Source organism: Chryseobacterium nakagawai, from assembly GCF_900637665.1.
Taxonomy (GTDB): Bacteria; Bacteroidota; Bacteroidia; order Flavobacteriales; family Weeksellaceae; genus Chryseobacterium; species Chryseobacterium nakagawai.
The window spans coordinates 108,704-121,952 of record NZ_LR134386.1; the positions used below are offsets into that span (position 1 = coordinate 108,704).

A 13,249-nucleotide genomic window follows, 5' to 3' on the forward strand; every position below is an offset into this window, starting at 1 on the left:
CAGCACCCCATATATACAGGGTGCTGTTTTTACTTTTATGATAAAGTAAGGTTTACTATTCTTTTCTCAAAACCTCTTTTATCCCTTCAAGGCCATCTCCAAACTGTGCTAGGAGTGCAACAATCTGAGACATTCTATCGTTTTCTCCAAGTCCTTTTAAGGTTTTATTTTTTACAAAGGTCTTCTTGATCTCTTCCCAACGTACTGTTTCTTCTTCCGAGATATTCCCTATCAGTTCTTTCAGCTTCAGCATATTCGCTTCTGCGCCAGTTGTCAGCGTTTGGGATTCATTCTGATAATGGTTCAAGACTATCTGAATCACTTCATTTTCCTTTAGAATAGGCTGAATCTGAGTAATCAGCTTATTCATGTTACGATACGATCCCTGAAGTTTAAACGGAGGTTCATTTCTATAATCATTAGACATTGCTGCTGAAGCAATATATTCTTTATTGACCTTCAGAATCATATTTCTGACCTTGATGGCATTTTTCAGTACTGCTCTGAAGTCTGATATTTCATTAGAACTGAAATTTCCTTTCAGGTTGTCTGCAGGATTATCTGTTACCACACAATCATAGAGCTCGTAAAGGTTTTCCATTCCTGGTTGAGTCAGTCTTGTAAGGTATTCATTAGACATCAGAGAGTTTTCGATCAAACTTAAATCAAAAAGGGTTGTTTTTGAACCTGATATTTCGCCTAAATTATAAGTATCTGAACGGTTTGCCAGCATATCCGGAATTTTAAATTTCTCTCCACTTTCCGTATATGGGTTTCCTGCCATGACCAGACAGAATCTTTTCGAGCGCAAATCATAGGTTTTACTTTCTCCGTTATAAATTCCTTCTATTTTTCTCTGACCATCGGCAAGGGAAATGAATTTCTGCAGAAACTCAGGGTTACAATGCTGAATATCATCAAGGTACAACATCACATTATCTCCCATTTCCAAAGCAAGATTTAGTTTCTCCAATTCCTGTCTTGCTCCTGCATTTCTAGCTTCATTCGGATCTGTAGAAACAATATCGTGTCCTAAAGAAGGTCCGTTGATCTTCATAAATACCAGTCCCATACGTTCTGCCATATATTCCATCAGGGTGGTCTTGCCATACCCAGGAGGAGATACCAGAAGTAACATTCCCATTCTGTCTGTTCTCTTATCCGAACCCACTGTTCCCAACTGTTTTGACAGATTAGCTCCAATCAAAGGAAAATAGACATCGTTGATCAGTTTATTTCTGACAAATGAACTTAATATCTGTGGTTGGAAAGTATCCAGTTTCAGTGCTTTTTTCTTATCACTCACCCAACTGTATTTCAATTCCTGAAGCCTTTTGTATTTTGGAACAGTAACTGTATTGAAATGGCTCAATCTGGATACAAATTCAAAATAATTCAAAGGGTATTCTGTATCTTTTTCAAGGGATTTCAAATCTTTAATCCCCGCTTCATAGGAAATACATCTGATATTTTTCGGGTCAAACTTCTGGGTAATGATAAATCCAAGCACCTCATCTATGATATTTTTTTCTGCATCCGGATCAAAAGCTTTTAATGCTCCTTCTGCAATATAATAACATGCTGAAGGATATTGATACATAGCCTTTATCTGAGCAAAAAACTCCAGATCTTTGCCTTTTTCTTTAAGCTCTTTTAAAAATAAACCATACAAAGCCCCTGCTTTTTCTGAGACCAGGAAGTTTTCTTTGTCTTCCTGCTTCAGATATTCCGCTGCATTGATATACTTTGTCTCGGGAAAAATACCATTCAATGATGCAAAAGATTTCATCTCTTCTGCCAACTCCCTGTTTAGGTATTCAAAACCTTGTTTTACGGCAAAGGATTGAGCAATGATAGCCGTTGCTTCAAACTGTTTGCTGTAATATTCTTTTCTTTCAGAATTCAGGAAAAACCAAAAAAGCTGTGAAAGAGCTCTTTCCTGAGCGGTAAACCGCATCAATCCCAGTTCATTATGCATCTGTTGAAGCCTGGTGACGATAATATGCGCATCTTTATCATGGATTCCCTTTACCAAACCTTCACCAAAATGCTCTGCTGTAAATTGCTGAACTTCTTGTTCGTTCTGGGGCTCTGCGGCAATTTCTTTATGATTGGAAAACACATTCCAGGCAAGATATTCAAACCGTTTTACCTTGGTATTTTCTGAAACAAATTCCTGGTTCCAGACTTCTTTGAATTCATCAGCTGTAGTGAAGTTCAAGGGTTCATAAAAGCTTGTTCCGGTAAGATGATAGTAATATTGGGCATTTCTCAGGACAAGGGTAAGATCCAGTTTCTGTTGATTGACTGCAAACTTATAATCCCCTAATGCTATAATACTTTCCCCGTCTACATAGATTTCTTTTTTATCCTTAAGCTTTCTTACGGATTCCTGTTGGCATGTTTTTAAAAGAGTTTGTATCTCTTCAGATTTTGCTGAATCTTCTAATTCCGCTAATTGTCTTGAAAGGTCTCTTACTTTCTCTACCATCAGATCTGAAGCAAAATAACCGTTGATTTCATTTTCAGAGTCAAAGGATTCTGCCTTGGTCTGAACGGATTTCAGGATTCTTTGGGCTGCCTCAAAGAGACTTTGGGTTCTCTTGTTTCTTGATTCTGTAAGCTGTACCCTTTTATTCTGGAAATGTCCGTAAACTTCTTCTCTTTTGGTTCCTATCTGCTGAATAAACTCATCAAAATCAATGAATTTCGTTTCCATCTCTTCCAATTGAATAGAAAGTTTGGTTAAATATTCATCACATTTCTCCGGAGTCTGAGAAAGTTCCAGAAAATTAATCACAGACTGATCAAATAAGGTAATTTGTGCCTGAAAATCGGAAGCCAGTTCTTTACCCGAGATTTCTCTTTTCCTTTTGCTGAGCTCAAGTCTTTCCTGATTCAATCGCGCAAAGATCAAAGATATGTTTTCAATGATCTGGGTAGACTGGGAAGTATCTTCAATCTTAAGATTATTGACGATATCTACCAACAGCTCCAATTGTCCAGATAAGGTGTTTATATTTTCATCGATAGTTTTGGCATCAATAGCTTTTTGTAATGAAACAATATCCTCTGAAATCTTTTGTGCTTTCTCCTCATAAGGCAATAAAGCACCTTCCTGCAATAGAAAATCCACACAGGCATTGGAAAGTTCAGTATAGCGGTCTGCAAGTGCATTTTCAAGGGAATCTAATAAGTTTATATCTGCATATTTCAATTCTCTTGCTCCTGTAACCTCTCCTCTTAGCGCTCTTATTTGTGAAAGAGCATCAATATATTCTGTGAGCTGAGAGTAATGAAGCCGCTTAGTATCATCAAGGATTTTATCACAGGTGTGTTTTATTTTTTCTAAAGCTTCTGCTGTAGTTTTCCTTTGTTCAACTACTTTTTCATATTCATTGATCGCTGAATGGGCAATTTTTCGAATTTCTTTAAGTGGCTGATCTAACTTCTGAACTTCATTTTCACCCAAAAAATAATAGGTATCCAGAATAAAGGTGGAAAGCTTTACAATATCATCGTATAATCCGCTGTAGGAATCTTTTTTATTCAAAAGCGTAATAAGTTCCTGGCTCTCTGCCATGACCTTTACAATATCTTTGTTTCCGATTTTATAGATCAGGCTGTCTGCTTTTTCAGCATTCGGTATCAATTCTTTAGAGAAAGGAGTCTGCCAGATTTGAGCAAGATGATGCTTGGTTGTTTCAACACTTTCTCGAAGGTATATTAATTTTCCATCATTCAGAAGGGAGAAACCATTGCATCGGATAGGTGTTTCTATCGTTTGAGTGATGATATTATAGGAAATCAGCTGATAATTATTTGTTTTATCATCATAAAAAACATATAAAAAGTTCTCTCCGTTAGGTTCTGGAACGGTTTTAAGGTAATACAACCTGTTCTGATCCTGTGAAATCACCTTTAATCCTCCTGTTTGGAGAGCATACCCGTTTGAAAACAGTACTCCTTGGTTTTCTGGGAGCAGCAATCCGGAATATTTAAGAGCATCAGCCCTTGAAACGGTCTTTTCTTTATGATTGTAAATGAAATAGCGTTCTGTTTCCTGATAGGGTTTAATTTTGAACAAAACAAGATTGTCCAGGTCACAGAAATGGATTTCAGCATCATCAAGATTCTGATCTTTATGAATCACATCTTCGGAATAGATTCCTTTTCCCGTATCTGTATTATCTTCAACCTTAATGGTAATATCTCCACCAATACTTTCCACGAAAACCTTATCAGCCAAAGAAATATGTGGATATCTTCCAGACCGCTGCATGTCTCTTGTCGCTTTTGTCCAAGCAAAACCATGCTGAGGCGGGTATCCTGTTTCTGAAGCACTCCTTGAATCTACATAAACAAGCTTATTGTCTTTGATCAGCCATTTGAATGCTTTAATGTCTGTAGTGCTTTCCGAAAGCTGGAAAACCATATAGAGATAGTTCTCTGTAAAGCTAAATCTTGCAAAGAATGTATTTCTATAGTATTTGTAAAGGTTTTTAAATTCATCAATAAAGACCTCATCATTGATAAGGGTATAATCCTGAGGTTCAAACCTGTTATTATTAATGGTATAGATGGAAAAAACGTCCGAAATATTAATTTCAGTTTGTAAGCCTAAATGAGCATTGGAACCAAATATTAAATAATCTCCTAATGAATAGATATCTTTGGCTATACAATTATGGTCTGTGGAAATTCTTTCATTGGCAATCAACGAAAAATCTATTCCACCGAATATATTTTTTCGGTCTTCATTAAGCTGATAAAGCCTTTTTATAAGGTCATTCTTCTGCTCATTCAGACGATTCTGAATAATTTCGTAGGTTCCGGAATTAAGTTGTTCTGACATAGTGTTGGGTTAAGTTGTCATGACTGCTGATGAGCAGCATCTCTTTGTGTAGAACTTATCATGCTTTACTTTTATCTTCATGGAAACCTTATAGGTTTTGAAAACCTATAAGGTTTGTCATGCAAACAGACAACCTATTTTTTAAATTGATTATCAATAGATTAACTGTTTTATATATTAAACATGGTTATTGTTTACCGGTTTATGTTCTACCCCCATATGTCTGGCCATATCAAGGGCTCTTTCCAGAATTCCTTTTTCCTGTTGATTGGCAACACCGTTTAGTTTAAAGATCAGGGAAGCAATACTCATGTTTTTGATGTCGTCTGATGAAATATTGTATTTGTTTACCATTCCCATTACTTTAGCAATGATATTTTCACCGTCACCCAACAGGTTTTCTCTCACCAACTGTGCATTTTCACTATGGTTTACGAATTTATCCAGTCCTTTTCCTGCGGATACCTGACGGATTACATTATCAAAGAAAGTATTGTCTCCTCCTACGATATCAATCTTCGCTGTTTTGAATGCTTCTGCCAACACCAGAGCCTGAGCTTCTGCAATCTCTTTTTGAATCGCAATTTCAGCCAGTTCCACTTCTTTTTCTTTATTCAGTTTCAGACGGAATTCTTCGTGATCTTTTCCTGCGTCGTTCAGCTTCTTCATGGCTTCTGCTTTTTCATTGATTCCTGCAGCTTCTGCCAATGCTTTTTCTTTAATCACTTCTGCCTGTGCTATTCCTTCTTTTTTCACAGCCTCTGCCTTTTTCTCAATCACCACGGCTTCTGCAATCCCTTGTCTTTCAGCTGCGTCTGCTTTTGCATGCATCACCTGAGCTTCAGATAAACCTACAGTAGCTTCTTCTTTAGCTTGAGCATCAGCAATGATCTTACGAGCTTCCGCTTCTTTTTCTGCGGCATCTCTTTTTGCCTGAGCTTCAATAACGTATTTCTGTGCATCCTTTTCGGCCGCTAATCTTCTCGATTCTGCCGCTCTTGTTTCTTCGATCAGTTTTTTCTCCGCTTCCTGAGTAGCAACCGTAATTTCAACCTGTTTGTTTCTTTCTGCTGTTTTGAAGGCCTCAAGATCTTTAATTCCCTGCTGTTCTTCCACCACTGTTTTTTCCATGGTCAGACGCTCACGGATGGCATCCTGAATACTTTTCTTTTCGAGTTCTATTGCTTTCTCTTTTTCAATCTGTGCAAGAGAAACAATTCTTTCTCTTTCTGTAGCTTCTAAAGCTTTGTCTTTTAATACTCTTTCTGTTTCTACCAGATCTGCACGTTCTTTATTTTTAGCAGCAATCACCACCTGACGAAGCTTATTTTCTTCTGCAATCTGCAATTTCTCTTCTGTTGCAATACGAACGGTTTCATATCTCAGACGTTCTTCTTCTTCTACTTTTAAGATTTCGGCATTTTCACGGGCTTTAATATTGGCCACTTCCCTTTTCTGAGATTCCTGTTTTTCTGCCAATTGTTTTTCCAGTTCCAGAATGGCCTCACGAGCTTCTACGTTCTGTTTTGTAATGGTTTTTTCTTCATCACGACGAACCTGATTCGCTTTAATATTTTGCGTTGCTGTAAGTTCTGTGATTTTTTTAATCCCTTCAGAATCAAGGATATTGTCCTTATCTAATTTATCTATGGAAGTTTGCTCAAGATAATCTATCGCGCAATCATCTAAAACATAGCCATTTAAGTCTGTTCCGATAATATCAAGGATTTCCTGACGAAATTCACTTCTTGCTTCGTATAATTCAGTGAAATCAAATTTCTTTCCTACTGTTTTTAAGGCTTCCGAGAATTTGGCTTCAAAAAGCTCTCTTAACGTCTGCGCATCAGATGCTCTCTGGCAGCCAATTGTTTGCCCTACATTAACAATATCATCTACTGATTTGTTCACACGAATAAAGAATGCTACCTGAATATCAGCTCTCATATTATCTTTACAGATCAATCCGGCTCTTCCTTCTCTTGATATCTCCAGTTTTTTCACAGAAATATCCATAGATTCCATACGGTGGATGACAGGAATTACGATTCCTGCGTTAAAGAAAACCTTTGTGCCACCATAACCTGTTCTTAAAATAACAATTCCCTGAACAGTTTTTTTATACATGGATAAAATCCAGAAAATCAATCCGATTGATGCTACCGCAACGATGATAATTCCAGCAATTAATGGTAAGTTCATAGTTTTATAAGTTTAATAGTTTATATATAAATGTGTTTTTTTAAAAAGTGTTGAGAAAGATCTCCAACATAGAGTTCAATATGATTAAAAATAAGCTGAGCATGGTATTGTGTTTTTTAATATCTCATGGATTTCTGTACGTAGTAAATCCGTTTATCAAGATCTTCATCCACAATCATGACACGGGTTCCATGTTCCAGTTTTGTTCCGTCCTGGCTTCTTACCATCAGGGTCATTGGATCACTTCCAATAAAGACTTCCATCATTCCTATTTTATCATCCTGAATACTCGACTTCAGCCTTCCTTCTCTCCCTAAAAAGGCATAGGAAGCTTCTCCCTTATGGTTAATTTCTTTAAAAAATGGATTTAAAGGCTTCAAAATGATTTTGGTAAGTAACATTCCACCAATCAACAATGGAAATAAGATCAGTATTCCCAGCCATGTTGGCAATGGAATAAAATAATTCAGATAAAAAGATCCGAGCCATGTCATCAATAATGACAGTGTCATGAAATAGGTAATAGGAACAATATCCAGATTAAGAAACTTCAGGAAATGCATCCACGTAGAAGGATCGTGATTATGAGCATGAAAATGTCCATCCGGGACATGGGCATCTGCACCCGCATCAACATCAAAGTCAGAATGCAACCCCACATCGATGTCCAGGCCCGTGATTATGGTAAATAACCAATACACAACCGAAAGCCCCAGCAATACACTCAAAACAGTGTTTACCGGCGAAAATGCAATGTTTAAAAATTCCTGAAAGGTCATATATTAGCCTTTTTTAAGTGTTTCCTTTAATCTGTTCAAAGCTTCCTCAGCTTCGGTATCTTTATTGTTTACCATAGCCTCAATCTCTTCATCAATTGTCTTTCCTGATTTCGATAGGTCAGAATAGGCTTCTGCCAGCGTTTCCTGTTGTACCACTCTTTCTTTCAGTTTTTCCAGCATGCTTACAGTACTTCCGGTATCCATCTGAGTCATTTTCTGATTAATGTCTTTCGTAGCTTCACTTACCTGAACTCTTGCTTTAAGGGTTTTCAATTCGTTTTCCCATTTGGCGATACTGGATTTCAAATGATTGATAGTTGCCTGCATTTTTTCACATTCGGTGTGAAGCTTTTCATGCTCTTTGTGCAACTGGTCTGCATTTTCCTGTGAAGAAGCCTGTCTTTTTAAAGCTTCTTTGGCCAGACGATCTGCTTCTGAAGCTTCCACTTCTCCTTTTTCCGCTTTCTGAACAAGCAGTATTGCCTTGTTGTAATAGTCTTTTGAAGTCTGCCCTTCCGTCTCCGCTTCATTTTTCTTACGGATGGCAAGTGCTTTTAGCTGGGCCAAGGACTCAACACTTTTCCCTAGCTCTTCTTTCATTTCACGGATTCCCTGCTCCGTTAAGTTTATAGGATCTTCAAAGCTGTCGATCACAGAATGGACCTCTGCCTTTCCTATTGTTAATAATCTTTTGAAAATGTTCATTTTAAATATCTTTTGTGAATTACTTACTCATTTCAAGCATCTCGTTGGTAAACTCGCCTACCAGAATCCCAAGTGAATTGATGGAAGCCATCACTTCGTTCTGCGCCATGTGATCTGTAGGAAGGGTATCCCTGAAAATCACCCGCTTTCCGGTACTATCTAAAACAAAGGCTCCATGCACGATATCTCTGTTTTTTTGAAGAAGTCTTCTAAAGGTTTGTTCTGTTGGTTTTTTTATTTCGAAAAGGAACTGTTCCATAATAAGGATAGAATCTGATATAATAAGAATCATATTTTTGATTCCGTTGGATTCTTTTTCAATGATTAAGATTCTCTGAGCCTCATCTTCCAGGATGATGTTGAACTCATAATCTAACAACCACTCTTTGACCGTTCTAAATATTTGATTTTTCATGCAGGTTGGTTTAGTGTTTTGCTTTTTCGTTCTACACAAATATACCATAAAATTTTCAAATTGCAAATATTTTTAGCAATTATTTATTTAAGATTCTCTATATTTGCAAAAAAGATTAGACAAAAATGAGCTTCTTTGGATCCAATATTAAGAAAATAAGACAGGTTAAAGGACTGAGCCAAAAGGCTTTTGCTGATTTATTTGACTTAAACAGAGGAGTAATCAGTTCTTATGAAGAAGGACGTGCAGAACCGAAGATTGAAACCATCTTAAAAGTAGCCAGTCATTTTAATCTTGATCTTGATAAATTACTTACTGAAACATTGCAAGTAAACCAATTAGCCAGTGTTTCAGACATTGACCAACTGATGCTTTTCCCGGAGTTAGCCATTAGCGAAAGAAAGGAAAATGCACATCCAAGGACAAATGATTCTGAAAACAGTTCTATTTTGCAAAAAATATTAGCATCCGTGGATCTGGTCTATGAATTTACCCCAGAAAAGCAATTGCTTTCCCCTTATCATTATGGTGATGTTTTATTTTTGAATAAAGCTGATCTGAAAAAAGAAGCCTCCACTCATCTGTTAGAATATAACAACGGAAATTTGCAGTATGTTACGGATACAAAGAATCAGAATCTTTATAAGATTGTAGGACATGTCTCCACTGCTGAAAAGAATATCTTTACAGATATTTTGGAAAGACTTGAAAGGCTTGAGAAAAAAAGATAAATCTTATCTACGGATTCACTTTCTTCTTTCTCTTAAACCACCATACCAGAAATCCCGTAATAGGAAGTGAAGCTCCTATGATGGTAATAAAGAAGTACAAAACCCTTCCCCATATTCCTCCAAGAGCAGACCCCACATGCAAATCATAATTCAGTTTTTGTACTTTAGTTGCAAAATCTGCTCTGTCAAATGTAGCTGCATATGCTGAAGTATTAGCCAGTGGAATACCTGTATTCCTATCATAACTAAAACTTTGAATGTCATAGAACCGGCGGTCTGAAGGATATAAGAATATGCCAATTGTTTCCGTAGAATCTTTAGGGACAGATACATAATACCCTTTTGCATCTACTTTATCTGCAGCATCTTCCCAGGCCAAAAGCATAGATATTGGTAATTTTTTCGGTTGGTAAGAAGAAATATTTTTAATTTCCTGCCGTTCTGTAGGGGGTTTACCAAGAGAAGTAGTAAAATACAGAAATTTATTGAACCACGGAAGGCCATAATACATACCCGTCATTGATATCACCAAAAGAATAACCATAGCATAGAAACCAAAGACATTGTGCAGGTCATAATTAAGTCTTTTTATTTTTGCAGCCCATTTTACTGAAAAGCTCTGTTTCCGCATGGCTTTTGTCCATTTTTTAGGCCACCACAGAACTAATCCTGATAGTAAAGTAATAAAGAAAATCAGTGTAGAATAATTAATTACAGGTCTTCCAATCTCTGATGGCAGCCATAGAAACCGATGTCCTTTTAATGTCCATTCAAAAAAATCAAATTCTTGTTTAAATGAAGGTTTCCGGATCACTTCACCAGTGTAAGGATTCAGATGCAAAACAAACCCCGGATTTCTTTTTCCGAAACCTATCATCGCAGCTTTGCCAGTAGGACGCCATACAAAGGATATTTCCTGTTCAGGATATAAAGTCTTTGCTTTTGTGTAAAGATCGGCTGGATTAGCCATTTCCTTTCCTGAAATAGACTCAAATTTCAATTCAGGGTCAATCCAATCTTTGATTTCATCACGAAAAGACCATGTAATTCCGGTGATGCAGATCACTACAACAATAACCCCGGAAATAAGACCCAGCCACAAATGCAGCCAGGCCGATATTCTATAAAAAAGGCTTCTGTTGTTTTTCTTTTTGGGTTTTCCGGATTTCATTTAGAAATTATATGAAAGATTAAGTCTGAAATTAATTGGATTTGATGCTCTCCATCCATAGTGAGTATATCCCCAGGCACCGGGATAAAACCCTACATAATTATAGCGGTCGGTTAGGTTATTCACAAGGAATGACAGCTGGTAATTATCCCGTTTATAAGAAACGCCAACATCCAAAGTGAAATAGTCATCAGGAAGATAGGGATGGTCTAAAACCACCGGCCACGCAGCTCTTTTAGCTTGATATTCATACCCAAAAGAAAACCCAAGACCTTCCAAATCCCCTTCTGCAATGGTATATTTTAGCCAGGCATTGGTGATATGTTTTGCTGTTCCATACAGCATTCCTCCAATTTTCTTAGGATCATTATCTTCTGTCACTTTTGCATCCGTATAAGCATAATTAAAAAGAATACTCCAGTTTTTACTGATATTTCCATTCAGATCAAACTCAATTCCTTTTGAGACGCTTTTCCCGGATTGTTCAAAGAGTCCAGGATATTCAATTCCGGCGGCAGTCAGCATATTTGTTTTGGTAAGATGGTAAAAAGTAAGATTGGTCATCAACTGCCCATTGAACCATGTTTTCTTGACTCCAAGCTCAGTATTTTTACCATACGATGGATCTGCTGTGCTCCCATTAAGAAGTTTTCCGGTCTGTTCCTGAAAAGTTTCATCATACAATCCATACACGGTGAATGTTGGAGTCAATAACCCGGTAATACTAAATCTTGGAGTTACCGCTGTATTTTTAACTTCCGCTCCTTTGTCTGCTGCGCTTGTTTTCACCGTTGATGTATAGCGGAAGCCTGCTGCTATTCTTAATTTATCTTCCATAAAACGGGCTTCATCCTGTAGATGAAATGAAGTATAAGAATAATCCGTAAGATAATTAGCACCCCGTTCTCTAAGAGATCTTGAACGATCATATTCCGGAATATCGGATTTTTTCAAATGGCCATAGACAGGATTATAAATATTAAATACAGGACCTACCTTTTGTGGAAGCACTGACCAATCGGCCACATAAGATTTTTTTCCCATATCTATTCCCGCAAGAATATTATGACTGATATTTCCAGTCTCAAATTTCCCTCTCGTAAATACCTGCCCTATTGTTGATGTGTTCAAAGCATCATTGATACTGATTCCGCGGTCTACATCTCCTTTTTTTCTTCCTTTCACAGGATCGTCTGCCAATGCAATGCTATTATAACTGGCATATAATGACTCTCCCTGCATCTGAGATCGTATATACCCAAACTGACCGGTAATCATCCAATTATCATTAAAATTATGATTGATCGTCCCATATATATTATGTTCCCATGAACGGGTTGGGTCTATAATGGGATCAGAAAAACTGAATGATCTTTTTACGTCTTTAAATCCATCAATACCATAGGCATATTTAGCAAACCCTCCTTGAAAGTTATTCTGCGAAAGAATATATTCCAATGTAATATTGGTGTTCTCTGATGCAATATATTTGAAAGATGGGTTGATGACGTATTGCTCATGCTCTACATATTGCTGAAAAGAGCCTGATTTTGTCCCCATCAAATTAAGTCTCCCCCAGAACTTACCATCTTTACTTAATTTTTTTTCAACATCTGTAGATGCCCGGTACAGATTGAAACTGCCTAAAGTAAGCTGAACATTTCCTTTTTCTCTCCCTACAGGCTTTTTGGTAACAATATTATAGAAACCTCCGGGTTGCGTATTCCCCATCATAAATCCGGCAGGGCCTTTTACAAACTCTACACGGTCTACAAAAGACATATCTTCACGAAGAGGGCCAAAGCTTCCGCTTACATCCATTCCGTTCCTAAGATTAGAAGCAGAGAATCCGCGTACAGCGATACCCACACTTCCTTCTTCCTGATGAGTAATAGTCCGCACTCCACTTACATTTCGGGTAAGCCCCTCAGCCGTCGTAAGAATTTGCTGATCGCTCAGTAAACGCTGATCTATCACCTGAATATTCTGAGGCGTTACCAAAAGATTCTCCCCTAATCTTAAAGTAGAAGAAGGAATTGTTTTTCGGTTTGCCGTAACGTTTACCGCAACAATCTGATAAGTATCTGTTGCTTGTATAAAATCATGAGTAATACTGTCACTTTCCTTTAGTGTAAAAGAATAGGTTTTGATTACCTCCGGATCATCTACTTTAAGTACATAGTTCCCTGCAGGCATATTATTAAAACGATAAAAGCCGTTATCATCAGTATATGTTTCTGATTCTCCGTTATTAAGAATAACTTTTACAGCCGGAACCGGTTTCTTTTGGGAGTTCATTACCTTTCCTGTAATCTGTGCCGTGCTTTGTGCCCAGATCACTGCAGGAAAAAACACTGCAGGAAAAAGGAATCTGTTCTTATTCATAAATTGTTA

Annotated in this window: 8 protein-coding genes; 1 reads left to right on the forward strand and 7 read right to left on the reverse strand. The window is 37.3% G+C overall.

Features of this window, described 5'->3' with window-relative positions; genetic code table 11:
- Positions 1-55: 55 nt before the first annotated feature.
- From EL260_RS00475 to EL260_RS00495, 5 genes are all read right to left on the reverse strand, one after another.
- On the reverse strand, positions 56-4,855 hold the full coding sequence (locus tag EL260_RS00475; RefSeq protein ID WP_123858350.1) for a DNA repair ATPase: 4,800 nt from the start codon (positions 4,853-4,855) through the stop codon (positions 56-58).
- A 177-nt stretch (positions 4,856-5,032) separates the two neighbouring features.
- Complete coding sequence (locus tag EL260_RS00480) at positions 5,033-7,054, reverse strand: SPFH domain-containing protein (protein WP_123858351.1); 2,022 nt, start codon at positions 7,052-7,054, stop codon at positions 5,033-5,035.
- A 116-nt stretch (positions 7,055-7,170) separates the two neighbouring features.
- Complete coding sequence (locus tag EL260_RS00485) at positions 7,171-7,833, reverse strand: hypothetical protein (RefSeq protein ID WP_123858352.1); 663 nt, start codon at positions 7,831-7,833, stop codon at positions 7,171-7,173.
- Positions 7,834-7,836: 3 nt separating this feature from the next.
- Entirely contained in the window at positions 7,837-8,538 is a 702-nt protein-coding gene (locus EL260_RS00490) for a PspA/IM30 family protein (RefSeq protein ID WP_123858353.1), read from the reverse strand.
- A 19-nt stretch (positions 8,539-8,557) separates the two neighbouring features.
- Positions 8,558-8,953 (reverse strand): YbjN domain-containing protein, encoded by a 396-nt coding sequence (locus EL260_RS00495; RefSeq protein WP_123858354.1) that lies wholly within the window; start codon positions 8,951-8,953, stop codon positions 8,558-8,560.
- Between the two features lie 125 nt (positions 8,954-9,078).
- On the opposite strand from EL260_RS00495, the gene EL260_RS00500 reads away from it, so the two are divergent.
- The gene (locus EL260_RS00500) at positions 9,079-9,684 is read left to right on the forward strand and encodes a helix-turn-helix domain-containing protein (RefSeq protein ID WP_123858355.1); all 606 of its coding nucleotides are present in this window, start codon (positions 9,079-9,081) and stop codon (positions 9,682-9,684) included.
- A gap of 7 nt (positions 9,685-9,691) precedes the next feature.
- Here EL260_RS00500 and EL260_RS00505 read toward each other — a convergent pair whose 3' ends face one another.
- Complete coding sequence (locus EL260_RS00505) at positions 9,692-10,855, reverse strand: PepSY-associated TM helix domain-containing protein (RefSeq protein ID WP_123858356.1); 1,164 nt, start codon at positions 10,853-10,855, stop codon at positions 9,692-9,694.
- Positions 10,856-13,240 carry a TonB-dependent siderophore receptor gene (locus tag EL260_RS00510; RefSeq protein WP_123858357.1) on the reverse strand — a complete coding sequence of 795 codons (2,385 nt, stop codon included), beginning with the start codon at positions 13,238-13,240 and terminating at the stop codon, positions 10,856-10,858.
- Positions 13,241-13,249 lie beyond the last annotated feature (9 nt).